We start from the raw sequence: 15,310 nt of genomic DNA on the forward strand, positions 1-15,310 counted from the left end.
GTCATCAGGTTGTCAGTGTACGCAGCAGGTTCTTGTAGTCCTCACGGATGTCCGCGTCGGACTCCTTGAGTTCGTTGATCTTGCGGCATGCGTGCAAAACCGTGGTGTGATCACGACCGCCAAACACATCGCCGATTTCCGGCAGGCTGTGGTTGGTCAGTTCTTTGGACAGAGCCATCGCGACCTGTCGAGGACGCGCCACCGAGCGCGAGCGGCGCTTGGAGAGCAAGTCCGAAATTTTGATCTTGTAGTACTCAGCCACTGTGCGCTGGATGTTATCCACAGACACCAGCTTGTCTTGCAGCGCCAGCAAGTCTTTAAGGGATTCGCGAATCAGCTCGATGGTGATGTCACGGCCCATGAAGTGCGAGTGAGCAATCACGCGTTTGAGCGCGCCTTCAAGCTCGCGCACGTTGGAACGGATGCGCTGTGCGATAAAGAAGGCGGCATCGTGAGGCAAGTCGACTTTGGCCTGATCGGCCTTTTTCATCAGGATCGCCACACGTGTTTCAAGCTCAGGGGGTTCAACCGCTACGGTCAAGCCCCAACCAAAGCGTGATTTTAAGCGCTCTTCGAGGCCTTCGATCTCTTTGGGGTAACGGTCACTGGTCAGAATCACTTGCTGACCGCCTTCAAGCAAGGCGTTGAAGGTGTGGAAAAACTCCTCCTGAGACCGTTCTTTACGGGCAAAGAATTGAATGTCATCGATCAGCAGTGCATCCACCGAACGGTAGAAACGCTTGAACTCGTTGATAGCGTTGAGCTGCAAGGCCTTGACCATGTCCGCTACAAAACGCTCCGAGTGCAGGTACACCACCTTGGCATTCGGATTCTTCTTTAACAGGTGATTACCCACCGCGTGCATCAAGTGAGTTTTACCCAGACCAACGCCGCCATAGAGGAAGAGCGGGTTGTACCCGTGTTTAGGGTTATCCGCGACTTGCCACGCCGCAGCGCGAGCCAGTTGGTTGGATTTACCTTCCACGAAGTTTTCGAAGGTAAACGTACGATTCAGATAGCTGGTGTGCTTCAGCGCACCTTCAACCTGAACGGTCCGTTGCTCGGCGCGAACAGGTGCCTGTTGCGAACTGGCACCCGCCATTGGATCAAAGCTGGCACGTGAAGGTTCTTCGCTCGCTGGCGCTACCGGTTTAGCGGCAGAAGCGGGAGCAGCCGTTGTGTTGACCGGAGCACTTGGCGCTGGAACCGGAGCTGGCGCCTGTTGAGAGGCGGCGGCGGCCAGTGGCGCATTGGGTGCTGCACGAGGTGCCGAGCTGCGTTTGCTGCCTATTAATAAGGACAGCGCTGGCGCCATGCCGTTGCTGTGCTCGTTCAGCAACTCAAGCAAACGGCTCAAGTACTTCTCATTAACCCAGTCGAGTACAAACCGATTGGGTGCATACACACGCAACTCGTCGCCTTCGGCTTCGACTTGTAGTGGACGGATCCAGGTGTTGAATTGCTGGGCAGGCAGCTCATCGCGCAAAAGCTCTACGCACTGCTGCCAAAGTTCCACTGACACGGATATCCCCTAAGTTGAAAGCCGGTGAGGCAAAAACAGGCGCCATTGTAGCGATCACTCGCGCACTTATCCACATGTAGGTTGAGCCTCTATAAGAAGAACACCTATTTTTTCTGAGTAAAAAAGCGACAAATGGTATGTGCATAAGCTCTGTGGATAAGCAGGGCTAAGCCCGTTGCACAAGTAGGGTTGAAAGTCTGTGCGTAACTCGCCTGTGGATAAACCTGCCTTTCATACACAGCTTTTCCGAGGGCGCAGCACAGGCAGAGCACGGCTTGTGGACAACTTTGTCATCCCCTGAAAGCCTTGTCTTTTCAGGCCTACAGTGAGTTATCCACAGAAGATGGCGCCCCTAAGAGTAGTTACATCTTTAAAAAAGCTTTAAATACTTCATTTTTTTATTTCTATAACTGGACGGCCATTGGTTTGGCTGAACAGGGGCGACATCTATTTAGCAGGAAAGGTTGGTTGGAAATTGACCTATGGGCCTGCATTCTCTAGAATCGCCGGTCTCTTAAAACGGGGGCCATTCCGGCCCGTTGTGGACGAACCAGGTAGCACGACATGAAACGTACTTTCCAACCAAGCACTATCAAACGCGCCCGCACTCACGGTTTCCGTGCTCGCATGGCAACTAAAAACGGCCGTGCAGTCCTGTCGCGTCGCCGCGCCAAAGGCCGTGCACGTCTGGCAGTTTGATAATCAGACAATGGTGGTGAGTCAGGACTTCAGTCGGGAAAAGCGGTTACTCACTCCCCGACACTTCAAGGCAGTCTTTGACTCCCCCACCGGCAAGGTTCCGGGGAAAAATCTCCTGCTCCTTGCGCGTAGCAACGAACTGGATCACCCCCGCTTGGGGTTAGTGATCGGTAAAAAGAGCGTAAAGCTCTCCGTTGAGCGCAATCGCCTTAAGCGTTTGATGCGTGAATCGTTTCGTCTCCACCAGGATTTACTGGTTGGTTGGGATATCGTTATCGTCGCGCGCAAAGGTTTGGGTGACGTAGAGAACCCCGAATTGATTCAGCATTTTGGCAAGCTCTGGAAGCGTCTGGCCCGTAACACGCCAGTTCCAGCGGTGAAATCCGAAACTGTAGGGGTAGGCAGTCCTGATGCGTAAACTGGCACTCGTTCCGATCCAGTTTTATCGTTATGCCATTAGTCCTTTGATGGCCAGCCACTGCCGTTTCTACCCCAGTTGTTCCTGCTACGCGTTGGAAGCCATCGAAAATCATGGCGTTCTTCGCGGCGGCTGGCTGACCTTTCGTCGTTTAGGTCGCTGTCACCCGTGGAATCCCGGTGGTTACGACCCGGTTCCACCTATCCCTACCTCCCGTTCTTCTTCGATGGCCGAGTAATCATGGATATTAAACGCACGATCCTGATCGTCGCTCTCGCAGTCGTGTCCTACGTTATGGTTCTCAAATGGAACCAGGACTACGGTCAAGCTGCCCTGCCGACTCAGAATGTTGCCGCCAGCAGCACCTCCGCGCCGGCTTTGCCCGACACGGCTACAGGTAACAATGCTGCTAACAGTGCCGATGTCCCGAGCGCCAATGCTGATACCAGCACGCCAACCGAAACACCGGTTGCAGCTGCAAGCAAAGACCTCATCCATGTAAAAACGGATGTTCTGGATATCGCAATTGATCCACAGGGTGGTGACATTGCCCAGTTGCGACTGCCGCTTTACCCGCGTCGCCAGGATCGCCCGGATGTTCCATTCCAGCTGTTCGACAACGGTAACGAACGTACTTATCTGGCCCAAAGTGGCCTGACAGGTACTGATGGTCCGGATGCACGTGCAGGTGGTCGACCGGTTTTCAGCACTGAGAAAAAGACCTATGAACTGGCTCCAGGCCAGGATCAGATGGTTGTTGATCTCAAATTCAGCGAAAACGGCGTTAACTACATCAAGCGCTTCACACTCAAGCGCGGCCTTTACGATGTACAAGTCACCTATTTGATTGATAACGAGAGCGGCAAGCCGTGGAACGGCAACCTGTTCGCGCAATTGAAACGTGACGCCAGCTCAGATCCTTCTTCCAGCACCGCTACCGGTACAGCGACTTATCTGGGCGCTGCCCTGTGGACAAGTTCTGAGCCGTACAAAAAAGTGTCGATGAAAGATATCGACAAGGGCCAGCTGAAAGAAACCGTTCAGGGTGGCTGGGTAGCTTGGTTGCAACACTACTTTGTGACTGCGTGGATTCCTCAGAAGGGCGATAACAACGTCGTTCAGACCCGCAAAGACAGCCAAGGCAATTACATCATCGGTTTCACTGGCCCAACGTTGACCGTTGAACCAGGTAAAACCGGCGAAACCAGCACAGTTCTGTACGCAGGTCCAAAAAGCCAGGCGGTACTCAAAGAGTTATCCCCAGGCCTGGAACTGACCGTTGACTATGGCTTCCTGTGGTTCATTGCTCAGCCTATCTTCTGGCTGCTGCAACAAATCCACAGCATTGTGGGTAACTGGGGCTGGTCAATCATCTTCTTGACCATGCTGATCAAAGGGATCTTCTTCCCTCTGTCGGCGGCCAGCTACAAGTCGATGGCTCGCATGCGCGCCGTGGCACCAAAACTGGCTGCTCTGAAAGAGCAGTTTGGTGATGACCGCCAAAAAATGTCGCAAGCGATGATGGAGCTGTACAAGAAAGAGAAGATTAATCCACTGGGCGGCTGCTTGCCGATTCTGGTGCAGATGCCGGTCTTCCTGTCCTTGTATTGGGTACTTCTGGAAAGCGTTGAAATGCGCCAAGCGCCGTTCATGCTCTGGATTACCGACCTGTCGATCAAAGACCCGTTCTTCATTCTGCCGATCATCATGGGCGCAACCATGTTCATCCAGCAGCGTCTTAACCCGACTCCGCCGGACCCGATGCAGGCCAAGGTGATGAAGCTGATGCCAATCATCTTCACCTTCTTCTTCCTGTGGTTCCCAGCAGGTCTGGTGCTGTACTGGGTTGTGAACAACTGCTTGTCCATCGCTCAACAGTGGTACATCACGCGTAAAGTTGAAGCGGCTACCAAAAAAGTCGCTGAGTAACTTACTCTGATAAGCACCACTCAAAACGCCCCCTAGTGGGGCGTTTTGCTATCTGTCACTTTTGTTTTGAGGCCTCTTTATGAGTGTTCCGGCTGAGACCATTGCCGCTGTAGCGACTGCCCAAGGCCGAGGTGGCGTGGGGATCGTACGTATTTCCGGGCCGCTGGCCAGTGTGGCGGCCAAAGCGTTCAGTGAGCGCGAGTTAAAACCACGCTATGCCCATTACGGCCCTTTTTATGGTGAAAACCGGGAAGTATTGGACGAAGGGATTGCGCTGTATTTCCCCGGTCCCAACTCGTTTACCGGCGAGGACGTTTTGGAGCTGCAGGGGCACGGAGGTCCGATTGTTCTGGATATGCTGCTCCAGCGCTGCATTCAACTGGGCTGCCGTTTGGCTCGCCCTGGGGAATTCAGCGAGCGGGCATTTTTGAATGACAAGCTCGACCTGGCTCAGGCCGAAGCGATTGCCGACCTCATTGAGGCGAGTTCTGCACAGGCCGCTCGTAACGCATTGCGTTCCCTGCAGGGTGCTTTCTCGCAGCGTGTGCATAACTTGACCGAGCAATTGATCGGTCTGCGCATCTATGTCGAAGCCGCAATTGATTTCCCGGAAGAGGAAATCGACTTCTTAGCCGATGGCCATGTACTGGGCATGCTCGACAAGGTGCGCGAAGAGTTATCCACTGTTCAGCGTGAAGCCGGTCAAGGTGCTTTGCTGCGTGATGGCATGACCGTGGTCATTGCTGGCCGTCCGAATGCCGGTAAATCGAGCTTGCTCAATGCCCTGGCCGGACGCGAAGCTGCCATCGTTACCGAAATTGCGGGCACTACCCGTGATGTACTGCGCGAACATATCCACATCGATGGCATGCCGTTGCATGTGGTCGATACTGCCGGGTTGCGAGATACGGACGATCATGTGGAAAAGATCGGCGTACAGCGTGCGCTCAAAGCTATTGGTGAGGCTGATCGCGTACTGCTTGTAGTCGATGCTACCGCACCGGAGGCTGATGACCCATTCGCCCTGTGGCCGGAGTTTCTCGAACAGCGCCCTGATCCGGCGAAAGTGACGTTGATCCGTAACAAATCTGACTTGAGTGGCGAGCCTGTAGCGCTGGAAATCAGTGGCGATGGCCATGTGACTATCAACCTGAGCGCACGATCGACCGAAGGCCTCGACCTGCTACGCGAGCACTTGAAAGCGTGCATGGGCTACGAGCAGACCTCTGAAAGCAGCTTCAGCGCACGCAGGCGTCACCTGGAGGCATTGCAACACGCCAGCAAAGCGTTGGAGCATGGTCGAGCGCAGTTGACGCTGGCGGGAGCAGGAGAGTTGCTGGCTGAGGATTTACGCCAGGCGCAGCATTCACTGGGCGAGATTACCGGGGCATTCAGCTCGGATGATCTACTGGGACGAATCTTCTCCAGTTTTTGTATCGGTAAATAGCGCGTTGATTAAAAGGGCTGCGTAGCAGCCCATCGCTCAGATGACGGCGACTACACGCAATTAATCTCACGGCTTCAACCCCCCTGAACTCAACCGTTCATCTGTTCTATTCCTGTCCACCTTCTATGCGCTTGATGGATTCATCCACCGAGGTGCATTCGGCTGCCTGTTTTTCAGGAAAATGAGCGAAAACCCTGGAATAAGATCTGTGCATAACTGCCCCTCAGCTCAGTGGGTAAGTAGGCCTGAAAACTGAAGATAACCACCCCTGTGGATAAGGACCTGTTTTACCCACAGGCTTAAACCACTTATTCACGCCCCTTATAGGCACATGACCACAGACTTTAAGATCTCTGTACAGTACGTGAATACTGGCTTGTAGAGTTCTATCCACAGAAACATGCTCCAGTAGAAATAAACATAAAAACAAAGCTTTATAAATTTCTTCTCTATTTATTTATCTATCTGACCCTTATCCACAGCTGGTTAAATTTTGTGCAAAGGGTTCTTTAAGAAGGGCGAAGTCCCTATACTTCGCGGTCTATCCAAAAACCCCTAGTAACAGGCACGAGGTGCGTGGTGAATTTCCCTTCCCGTTTTGCAGTGATCGTCATCGGCGGCGGTCACGCCGGAACCGAGGCTGCACTTGCTTCAGCACGTATGGGCGTAAAAACCCTGCTGTTGACCCATAACGTGGAAACCCTCGGGCAAATGAGCTGCAATCCTGCAATTGGCGGGATTGGTAAAAGCCATCTGGTTAAAGAAATTGATGCCATCGGCGGCGCGATGGCGATTGCCACCGATAAAGGCGGCATTCAGTTCCGCGTACTCAATGGCCGTAAAGGCCCGGCGGTGCGGGCAACTCGTGCGCAGGCCGACCGTATTCTGTACAAGGCAGCGGTTCGAGAAATTCTGGAAAACCAACCCAACCTGTGGATATTTCAACAAGCAGCGGATGACCTGATTGTTGAAAATGATCAAGTGCGTGGCGTAGTGACCCAGATGGGCCTGCGATTCATGGCCGATGCCGTGGTTTTGACCACAGGCACCTTCCTGGGTGGACTTATCCACATCGGGATGCAGAATTACTCGGGTGGCCGAGCCGGCGATCCACCTTCGATTGCCTTGGCACAGCGCCTGCGTGAACTGCCTCTGCGAGTGGGCCGCCTGAAAACGGGCACACCTCCTCGTATTGACGGCCGGTCGGTTGATTTCTCCGTGATGACAGAACAACCCGGTGATACACCTATCCCGGTCATGTCGTTCATGGGCAACAAGGAACAACACCCGGCTCAGGTCAGTTGCTGGATTACCCATACCAATGCCCGAACCCACGAGATCATCGCGTCCAACCTTGATCGTTCGCCCATGTACTCGGGCGTGATCGAAGGCATCGGCCCGCGTTATTGCCCCTCGATTGAAGACAAGATTCATCGCTTTGCCGACAAGGAGAGCCATCAGGTCTTTATCGAACCGGAAGGTTTGACGACACACGAGCTGTACCCGAACGGGATTTCAACCTCCTTGCCGTTCGACGTGCAAATTCAGATCGTGCAATCGATTCGCGGCATGGAAAACGCCCATATTGTTCGACCTGGTTACGCGATCGAATACGATTATTTCGATCCGCGCGATCTGAAATACAGCCTCGAAACCAAAGTGATTGGCGGTTTGTTCTTTGCAGGACAAATCAACGGCACCACTGGTTACGAAGAAGCTGGCGCTCAAGGTTTGCTTGCCGGTGCTAACGCAGCGCTGCTTTCGCAAGGCAAAGAAAGTTGGTGTCCACGTCGCGATGAGGCGTATATCGGGGTATTGGTTGATGACCTGATTACGTTGGGGACTCAAGAACCGTATCGTATGTTCACCTCACGTGCGGAATACCGTTTGATCCTGCGCGAAGACAACGCTGACATGCGCTTGACCGAAAAAGGCCGCGAATTGGGTCTGGTCGACGATGCCCGTTGGGCCGCTTTCTGCACCAAGCGCGAAAGCATCGCTCTCGAAGAACAGCGTTTGAAATCCACTTGGGTCCGGCCGGGTACTGAACAGGGCGATGCTATTGCCGCCAAATTCGGTACACCACTGACCCACGAATACAATTTGCTGAATCTGCTGACCCGCCCAGAAATCGACTACGCCGGACTGGTCGAAGTGACCGGGCAGGGCGCTGAAGATCCGCTGGTCGCTGAGCAGGTTGAGATTAAAACCAAATACGCGGGATACATTGATCGTCAGCAAGACGAAATTGCCCGTTTACGCGCCAGTGAAAACACCAAACTGCCTGTGGATATCGACTACACAAACATTTCCGGACTGTCCAAAGAGATCCAGAGCAAGCTGGGGGCCACGCGTCCCGAGACCCTGGGTCAGGCTTCGCGCATTCCGGGCGTGACTCCGGCAGCAATTTCCCTGTTGATGATTCATCTGAAAAAACGCGGCGCTGGCCGCACGTTGGAGCAAAACGCTTGAGTTCGCTGGTCACTGCACAAAACGCCGAAGAGTTATCCACAGGTGCACGCCAGTTGGGCGTTGCGCTGACCGAAAACCAGCATGAGCAATTGCTGGGTTATCTGGCCCTGTTGATCAAATGGAACAAGGCCTACAACCTGACGGCTGTGCGTAACCCGGACGAAATGGTGTCGCGTCATTTGCTCGATAGTCTGAGTGTGATGCCGTTCATCGAAAACGGCCGTTGGTTGGATGTCGGCAGTGGTGGCGGGATGCCTGGCATACCTTTGGCGATCCTGTTTCCTGAATCGCAGGTGACTTGTCTGGACAGCAACGGCAAGAAAACCCGCTTCCTGACCCAAGTTAAACTCGAGTTGAAGCTGGATAACCTTCAAGTTATCCACAGCCGTGTTGAGGAGTTCCAGCCGGAGCAGCCGTTCACAGGTATTGTGTCCAGGGCTTTCAGCAGCATGGAGAACTTCACAAACTGGACGCGCCACTTGGGCGACGGTGAAACACGCTGGTTGGCAATGAAGGGCGTCCATCCGACCGATGAGCTGGTAGCATTGCCGACTGATTTTCGTCTCGATGGCGAACACGCCTTGACCGTTCCGGGTTGCCAAGGCCAACGCCATCTGCTGATACTGCGCCGCACGGCATGATTGGGAACGCAAGCAAGAATGGCTAAGGTATTCGCAATAGCGAACCAAAAGGGTGGTGTGGGTAAAACCACCACCTGTATCAACCTCGCAGCATCGCTGGTCGCGACCAAGCGACGCGTGCTGCTCATCGACCTCGATCCACAAGGCAACGCCACCATGGGTAGCGGTGTGGATAAACACGGTCTTGAAAATTCGGTGTACGACCTGTTGATTGGTGAATGTGACCTGGCTCAAGCCATGCACGTTTCCGAGCACGGTGGCTACCAACTGTTGCCCGCTAACCGCGATCTAACCGCTGCTGAAGTCGTGCTGCTCGAAATGCAGATGAAAGAAAGCCGTCTGCGCACAGCACTGGCTCCGGTTCGCGAGAGCTACGATTTCATCTTGATTGACTGCCCACCCTCACTGTCGATGCTGACCTTGAATGCGCTGGTGGCAGCCGACGGGGTCATCATTCCGATGCAGTGTGAATACTTTGCGCTGGAAGGTTTGAGCGACCTTGTGGATAACATCAAGCGAATCGCTGAGCTGCTCAACCCAAACCTGAAAATCGAAGGTTTGCTGCGGACCATGTTTGATCCGCGCCTGAGCCTGATGAACGATGTGTCGGCACAGCTCAAAGAACACTTCGGTGAACAACTCTACGAGACGGTAATCCCGCGTAATATCCGTTTGGCCGAAGCGCCAAGCTACGGTATGCCGGCGCTGGCGTATGACAAAAATTCCCGTGGCGCGATTGCCTACCTTGCCTTGGCTGGCGAGTTGGTTCGACGTCAACGCCGCTCCTCCCGCACTGCTCAGCCCACTTAAGGAAATTCCATGGCCGTCAAGAAACGAGGTCTCGGACGCGGACTGGATGCACTTCTGAGTGGTCCAACAGTCAGCTCGCTGGAAGAGCAAGCGGTCAAGGTTGATCAAAGCGAGTTGCAGCATCTGCCGCTGGATCTGATTCAGCGCGGCAAATACCAGCCGCGCCGTGATATGGATCCGCAAGCCCTCGAAGAGCTTGCCAATTCGATCAAAAGCCAAGGGGTGATGCAGCCGATCGTGGTTCGCCCGATCGCTGATAATCGTTTTGAGATCATTGCCGGTGAGCGTCGCTGGCGTGCGAGTCAGCAAGCCGGCAAAGAGACTATTCCGGCGATGGTCAAAGACGTGCCGGATGAAACCGCCATTGCTATGGCGTTGATCGAAAACATCCAGCGTGAAGACCTCAATCCCATTGAAGAAGCTGTGGCCTTGCAGCGCTTGCAGCAAGAGTTCCAGCTCACTCAGCAACAAGTTGCCGATGCTGTGGGCAAGTCCCGAGTCTCTGTGGCGAATTTGTTGCGGCTGATTTCCTTGCCGGAAGTGATCAAGACCATGTTGTCTCACGGTGACCTGGAAATGGGTCATGCGCGGGCTTTGCTCGGTTTGCCTGAATCTCAGCAAGTTGAGGGGGCGCGACATGTTGTCGCACGCGGCCTGACAGTGCGTCAGACCGAAGCCCTTGTTCGTCAGTGGTTAAGCGGCAAACAAGAAGCTGTCGAACCTGTTAAAGCCGATCCGGATATCACCCGGCTCGAACAACGACTGGCTGAGCGCCTAGGCTCTGCGGTGCAGATCCGCCACGGAAAGAAGGGAAAAGGCCAATTAGTAATTGGTTACAATTCTCTGGATGAGCTCCAGGGAGTGCTTGCACACATCCGCTGAAACATTTCCTTATGTAGCGCGCAGTCGGAAATCACTACCTGACAGTTGAATAGGGGCCTCGTCGCCCCTATACTCTGCGCGCATTTTGTCGGCACAAATTATGCCAAGTTAATACTTTTTGGTAGCCGACCTTTGAGGAGCATTGTGATGGAAACCCGCACGCCAAACCGCTTGCCGTTCCATCGCTTGGCGGTTTTTCCGGTTTTGCTGGCTCAATTTGTCGTTTTATTGCTGGCTGCTCTGGGGCTCTGGCAATGGCATGGAGTCGTCGCCGGATATTCAGGACTCTGCGGAGGCCTGATAGCTTTGCTACCCAATGTGTACTTTGCTCACAGGGCATTCCGGTTTACCGGCGCTCGAGCAGCGCAAGCCATCGTCCGGTCGTTTTACGCTGGCGAGGCAGGCAAGTTAATTTTGACGGCAGTGCTGTTCGCGCTGACGTTTGCAGGTGTGAAGCCATTGGCGCCGCTCGCTGTATTCGGCGTATTCGTGCTGACCCAACTGGTCAGTTGGTTCGCTCCCCTGCTAATGAGAACAACACTTTCGAGACCTTAGGGCGTTTGAGGCAACCATGGCAGAAACAACCGCTTCGGGCTATATCCAGCACCACTTACAGAACCTGACCTTCGGGCAGCTACCTGACGGCGGCTGGGGCTTTGCTCACACCGTTGCAGAAGCTAAACAAATGGGCTTTTGGGCATTCCACGTCGATACACTTGGCTGGTCTGTGTTTGTAGGCCTGTTGTTTGTCCTCGTATTCCGCATGGCGGCCAAGAAGGCAACTTCCGGTCAACCAGGCGCACTTCAGAACTTCGTAGAAGTTCTGGTGGAATTCGTTGATGGCAGTGTTAAAGACAGTTTCCACGGACGCAGTGCAGTTATTGCTCCGTTGGCACTGACAATTTTCGTTTGGGTGTTCCTGATGAACGCCATCGACTTGATCCCGGTTGACTGGATTCCTCAGTTGGCGATCCTGATCACTGGCGATGAGCACTTCCCGTTCCGTGCCGTACCGACGACTGATCCTAACGCTACCCTGGGCATGGCCCTTTCGGTATTCGCTCTGATCATCTTCTACAGCATCAAGATCAAGGGCATCGGCGGCTTCATTGGCGAATTGACCCTGCATCCTTTCGGTAGCAAGAACATTTTTGTTCAAGCGCTGCTGATTCCGGTGAACTTCCTGCTCGAATTCGTGACGCTGATTGCTAAGCCAATCTCGCTGGCACTGCGTCTGTTCGGCAACATGTACGCTGGCGAACTGGTATTTATCCTGATCGCCGTAATGTTCGGCAGCGGCCTGCTTTGGCTTAGCGGTCTGGGCGTGGTGCTGCAATGGGCGTGGGCTGTATTCCACATCCTGATCATCACCTTGCAAGCGTTCATCTTCATGATGTTGACCATCGTTTACTTGTCGATGGCGCACGAAGAGAACCACTAAGACCCGTCTCGGCGAGTCTGGCGTCCTTCCGCTCCCCTGCGGAAGGGCGTCGCAAAATGATTTTGTTTTACCGCTTTAATCTAAAAACCTAAACCATACGACGTAAAAGTCGGGAGGAAAGATGGAAACTGTAGTTGGTCTAACCGCTATCGCTGTTGCACTGTTGATCGGCCTGGGCGCACTGGGCACCGCAATTGGTTTCGGCCTGTTGGGTGGCAAGTTCCTGGAAGGCGCAGCGCGTCAACCAGAAATGGTTCCAATGCTGCAAGTTAAAATGTTCATCGTTGCCGGTCTGCTCGACGCCGTAACCATGATCGGTGTTGGTATCGCACTGTTCTTCACCTTCGCTAATCCCTTCGTTGGTCAACTCGCTGGCTAATCACTCGATAATTCGAGTTGATTGAAGTGATAGACAACGAACGAGCGAGGTGTTGGCGTGAACATTAATGCAACCCTGATTGGCCAGTCCGTTGCGTTCTTCATCTTTGTACTGTTTTGCATGAAGTTCGTGTGGCCTCCGGTCATCGCGGCATTGCAAGAACGTCAGAAGAAGATTGCGGCTGGACTGGACGCTGCTAACCGAGCAGCTCGCGACCTGGAGTTGGCCCAAGATAAAGCGGGTCAGCAACTGCGCGAAGCTAAGGCTCAAGCAGCTGAAATCATTGAGCAAGCCAAGAAACGCGGTACTCAGATCGTAGACGAAGCCCGTGAACAGGCTCGCGTTGAAGCTGAACGTGTGAAGGCTCAGGCTCAGGCCGAGATCGAACAGGAACTGAACAGCGTCAAAGACGCCCTGCGCGCCCAATTGGGTGGCCTGGCTGTTGAAGGTGCTGAAAAGATCCTGGGTGCCACAATCGATCAAAACGCGCACGCGGAGCTGGTTAATAAACTGGCTGCTGAAATTTAAGCGAGGGCGATCATGGCAGAATTGACCACGTTGGCCCGACCTTACGCTAAGGCAGCCTTCGAGCACGCCCAGGCCCACCAGCAACTGGCCTCTTGGTCAGCCATGCTCGGCCTGGCTGCAGCAGTGTCGCAAGACGACACTATGCAGCGCGTGCTCAAGGCCCCGCGACTGACGAGCGCAGAAAAGGCCGCCACGTTTATTGACGTGTGCGGCGACAAGTTCACTGTAGAAGTACAGAACTTCATTAACGTCGTTGCCGAAAACGACCGTCTCCCGCTTTTGCCGGAGATTGCCGCTCTTTTTGACCTGTACAAGGCTGAACAAGAGAAGTCGGTAGACGTAGAAGTGACCAGTGCTTTTGCATTGAACCAAGAACAGCAAGACAAACTCGCCAAGGTTCTCAGTGCACGACTCAACCGGGAAGTGCGCCTGCAAGTTGCGGAGGATGCCAGCCTTATAGGTGGTGTCATCATCCGCGCCGGCGACCTGGTTATCGATGGCTCGGTTCGCGGAAAACTCGCAAACCTTGCCGAAGCATTGAAATCTTGAGTTTGAAGGGGCAGCAGAGCAATGCAGCAACTCAATCCTTCCGAAATAAGTGAAATTATCAAGGGCCGCATCGAAAAACTCGATGTGACCTCCCAAGCCCGTAACGAAGGCACTGTCGTCAGCGTATCTGACGGCATTGTGCGGATTCACGGTCTGGCCGACGTAATGTACGGCGAGATGATCGAGTTTCCAGGCAGCGTCTTCGGTATGGCTCTCAACCTGGAGCAAGACTCTGTAGGTGCCGTAGTATTGGGCGCGTACACGACTCTGGCTGAAGGCATGAGCGCCAAGTGCACTGGCCGCATCCTGGAAGTTCCGGTTGGTAAGGAACTGCTGGGTCGCGTTGTCGACGCACTGGGTAACCCAGTTGACGGCAAAGGTCCGCTGAACAACACCGAGACTGATGCAGTCGAGAAAGTTGCTCCAGGCGTGATCTGGCGTAAGTCGGTAGACCAGCCTGTACAGACTGGCTACAAGGCTGTCGATGCCATGATTCCTGTCGGCCGTGGCCAGCGTGAGCTGATCATCGGTGACCGTCAGATCGGTAAAACCGCTCTGGCGATCGACGCGATCATCAACCAAAAGAACAGCGGCATTTTCTGTGTATACGTAGCGATCGGTCAGAAGCAATCGACTATCGCCAACGTGGTTCGCAAGCTGGAAGAAAACGGCGCGTTGGCTAACACCATCGTCGTTGCTGCCAGTGCTTCCGAATCCGCAGCGCTGCAGTTCCTGGCACCGTACTCCGGTTGCACCATGGGCGAATACTTCCGCGACCGCGGTGAAGACGCGCTGATCGTTTATGACGATCTGTCCAAGCAAGCAGTGGCTTACCGCCAGATTTCCCTGCTGCTGCGCCGTCCACCAGGCCGTGAAGCTTACCCAGGCGACGTGTTCTATCTCCACTCCCGTCTTCTGGAGCGCGCATCCCGCGTTTCTGAAGAGTACGTAGAGAAGTTCACCAACGGCGCAGTGACCGGCAAAACCGGTTCCCTGACCGCACTGCCGATCATCGAAACTCAAGCTGGCGACGTTTCCGCGTTCGTTCCGACCAACGTGATTTCCATCACTGACGGTCAGATCTTCCTGGAATCGGCCATGTTCAACTCCGGGATCCGTCCTGCAGTGAACGCCGGTGTTTCGGTATCCCGTGTGGGTGGTGCCGCTCAGACCAAGATCATCAAGAAGCTGTCCGGTGGTATCCGTACCGCTCTGGCTCAGTACCGTGAACTGGCGGCATTCGCCCAGTTTGCTTCTGACCTGGACGAAGCGACCCGTAAGCAACTTGAGCATGGTCAGCGCGTTACCGAGCTGATGAAGCAGAAGCAATACGCACCAATGTCGATCGCTGACATGGCGCTGTCGCTGTATGCCGCTGAGCGTGGGTTCCTGACTGACGTCGAAATCACCAAGGTCGGTAGCTTTGAACAAGCGCTGATTGCTTACTTCAACCGCGATCACGCCGAGCTTATGGCGAAGATCAACGTTAAAGGTGACTTCAATGACGACATCGATTCTGGCATCAAAGCCGGTATCGAGAAGTTCAAGGCCACCCAAACCTGGTAAGCCGCAGCGGGAGTCGCAAGGCTCCCG

16 protein-coding genes are annotated in these 15,310 nt (G+C 54.2%); 15 read left to right on the forward strand and 1 reads right to left on the reverse strand.

Features of this window, described 5'->3' with window-relative positions; all coding sequences use genetic code 11:
* Positions 1-4 precede the first annotated feature (4 nt).
* Positions 5-1,522: a chromosomal replication initiator protein DnaA gene (gene dnaA / locus GHN86_RS03070; protein ID WP_323369155.1), complete on the reverse strand. Its 1,518-nt coding sequence runs from the start codon at positions 1,520-1,522 to the stop codon at positions 5-7.
* Positions 1,523-2,086: 564 nt separating this feature from the next.
* Between dnaA and rpmH the strand changes: the two genes are divergently transcribed.
* The 15 genes from rpmH to atpA all read left to right on the forward strand — a co-directional run bounded on the left by rpmH (position 2,087) and on the right by atpA (position 15,283).
* On the forward strand, positions 2,087-2,221 hold the full coding sequence (gene rpmH, locus GHN86_RS03075; protein WP_003213577.1) for a 50S ribosomal protein L34: 135 nt from the start codon (positions 2,087-2,089) through the stop codon (positions 2,219-2,221).
* Positions 2,222-2,237: 16 nt separating this feature from the next.
* On the forward strand, positions 2,238-2,639 hold the full coding sequence (gene rnpA, locus GHN86_RS03080) for a ribonuclease P protein component (RefSeq protein ID WP_199750893.1): 402 nt from the start codon (positions 2,238-2,240) through the stop codon (positions 2,637-2,639).
* The gene (yidD, locus tag GHN86_RS03085) at positions 2,632-2,877 is read left to right on the forward strand and encodes a membrane protein insertion efficiency factor YidD (protein ID WP_048402126.1); all 246 of its coding nucleotides are present in this window, start codon (positions 2,632-2,634) and stop codon (positions 2,875-2,877) included. Before rnpA ends, yidD begins: the two co-directional genes overlap by 8 nt.
* A gap of 2 nt (positions 2,878-2,879) precedes the next feature.
* Positions 2,880-4,568, forward strand: coding sequence for a membrane protein insertase YidC (gene yidC, locus GHN86_RS03090; protein WP_153377600.1), 1,689 nt, complete (start codon positions 2,880-2,882; stop codon positions 4,566-4,568).
* 79 nt (positions 4,569-4,647) lie between these two features.
* Positions 4,648-6,015 carry a tRNA uridine-5-carboxymethylaminomethyl(34) synthesis GTPase MnmE gene (gene mnmE, locus GHN86_RS03095; RefSeq protein ID WP_153377601.1) on the forward strand — a complete coding sequence of 456 codons (1,368 nt, stop codon included), beginning with the start codon at positions 4,648-4,650 and terminating at the stop codon, positions 6,013-6,015.
* Between the two features lie 579 nt (positions 6,016-6,594).
* Entirely contained in the window at positions 6,595-8,487 is a 1,893-nt protein-coding gene (gene mnmG / locus GHN86_RS03100) for a tRNA uridine-5-carboxymethylaminomethyl(34) synthesis enzyme MnmG (RefSeq protein WP_323369949.1), read from the forward strand.
* A complete protein-coding gene (rsmG, locus tag GHN86_RS03105) occupies positions 8,484-9,128 on the forward strand; it encodes a 16S rRNA (guanine(527)-N(7))-methyltransferase RsmG (protein WP_153377602.1) in 645 nt (214 codons plus the stop codon). Before mnmG ends, rsmG begins: the two co-directional genes overlap by 4 nt.
* An 18-nt stretch (positions 9,129-9,146) precedes the next feature.
* On the forward strand, positions 9,147-9,938 hold the full coding sequence (locus GHN86_RS03110; RefSeq protein WP_153377603.1) for a ParA family protein: 792 nt from the start codon (positions 9,147-9,149) through the stop codon (positions 9,936-9,938).
* 9 nt (positions 9,939-9,947) lie between these two features.
* On the forward strand, positions 9,948-10,820 hold the full coding sequence (locus tag GHN86_RS03115) for a ParB/RepB/Spo0J family partition protein (RefSeq protein ID WP_153377604.1): 873 nt from the start codon (positions 9,948-9,950) through the stop codon (positions 10,818-10,820).
* A gap of 147 nt (positions 10,821-10,967) precedes the next feature.
* Positions 10,968-11,375 carry a F0F1 ATP synthase subunit I gene (locus GHN86_RS03120; RefSeq protein WP_048373565.1) on the forward strand — a complete coding sequence of 136 codons (408 nt, stop codon included), beginning with the start codon at positions 10,968-10,970 and terminating at the stop codon, positions 11,373-11,375.
* A 16-nt stretch (positions 11,376-11,391) separates the two neighbouring features.
* Positions 11,392-12,261, forward strand: a complete 870-nt coding sequence (atpB, locus tag GHN86_RS03125) for a F0F1 ATP synthase subunit A (protein ID WP_122783509.1) — start codon at positions 11,392-11,394, stop codon at positions 12,259-12,261.
* A gap of 121 nt (positions 12,262-12,382) precedes the next feature.
* Positions 12,383-12,640 carry a F0F1 ATP synthase subunit C gene (atpE, locus tag GHN86_RS03130; protein WP_002555987.1) on the forward strand — a complete coding sequence of 86 codons (258 nt, stop codon included), beginning with the start codon at positions 12,383-12,385 and terminating at the stop codon, positions 12,638-12,640.
* Between the two features lie 57 nt (positions 12,641-12,697).
* Entirely contained in the window at positions 12,698-13,168 is a 471-nt protein-coding gene (locus tag GHN86_RS03135; protein ID WP_323369157.1) for a F0F1 ATP synthase subunit B, read from the forward strand.
* A 12-nt stretch (positions 13,169-13,180) separates the two neighbouring features.
* Complete coding sequence (locus GHN86_RS03140; RefSeq protein ID WP_153377605.1) at positions 13,181-13,717, forward strand: F0F1 ATP synthase subunit delta; 537 nt, start codon at positions 13,181-13,183, stop codon at positions 13,715-13,717.
* 21 nt (positions 13,718-13,738) lie between these two features.
* On the forward strand, positions 13,739-15,283 hold the full coding sequence (atpA, locus tag GHN86_RS03145) for a F0F1 ATP synthase subunit alpha (protein WP_122783511.1): 1,545 nt from the start codon (positions 13,739-13,741) through the stop codon (positions 15,281-15,283).
* Positions 15,284-15,310 lie beyond the last annotated feature (27 nt).

Source organism: Pseudomonas helleri (assembly GCF_009600315.1).
GTDB lineage: Bacteria > Pseudomonadota > Gammaproteobacteria > Pseudomonadales > Pseudomonadaceae > Aquipseudomonas > Aquipseudomonas helleri_A.

Excerpts from the sequence above, each read along its gene's own strand:
- mnmE (WP_153377601.1), top strand. The coding sequence starts at position 4,648 with ATGAGTGTTCCGGCTGAGACCATTGCCGCTGTAGCGACTGCCCAAGGC.
- GHN86_RS03110 (WP_153377603.1), top strand. The coding sequence starts at position 9,147 with ATGGCTAAGGTATTCGCAATAGCGAACCAAAAGGGTGGTGTGGGTAAA.
- GHN86_RS03140 (WP_153377605.1), top strand. The coding sequence starts at position 13,181 with ATGGCAGAATTGACCACGTTGGCCCGACCTTACGCTAAGGCAGCCTTC.
- GHN86_RS03120 (WP_048373565.1), top strand. The coding sequence starts at position 10,968 with ATGGAAACCCGCACGCCAAACCGCTTGCCGTTCCATCGCTTGGCGGTT.
- yidD (WP_048402126.1), top strand. The coding sequence starts at position 2,632 with ATGCGTAAACTGGCACTCGTTCCGATCCAGTTTTATCGTTATGCCATT.
- atpB (WP_122783509.1), top strand. The coding sequence starts at position 11,392 with ATGGCAGAAACAACCGCTTCGGGCTATATCCAGCACCACTTACAGAAC.
- rpmH (WP_003213577.1), top strand. The coding sequence starts at position 2,087 with ATGAAACGTACTTTCCAACCAAGCACTATCAAACGCGCCCGCACTCAC.
- GHN86_RS03115 (WP_153377604.1), top strand. The coding sequence starts at position 9,948 with ATGGCCGTCAAGAAACGAGGTCTCGGACGCGGACTGGATGCACTTCTG.
- atpE (WP_002555987.1), top strand. The coding sequence starts at position 12,383 with ATGGAAACTGTAGTTGGTCTAACCGCTATCGCTGTTGCACTGTTGATC.
- yidC (WP_153377600.1), top strand. The coding sequence starts at position 2,880 with ATGGATATTAAACGCACGATCCTGATCGTCGCTCTCGCAGTCGTGTCC.
- atpA (WP_122783511.1), top strand. The coding sequence starts at position 13,739 with ATGCAGCAACTCAATCCTTCCGAAATAAGTGAAATTATCAAGGGCCGC.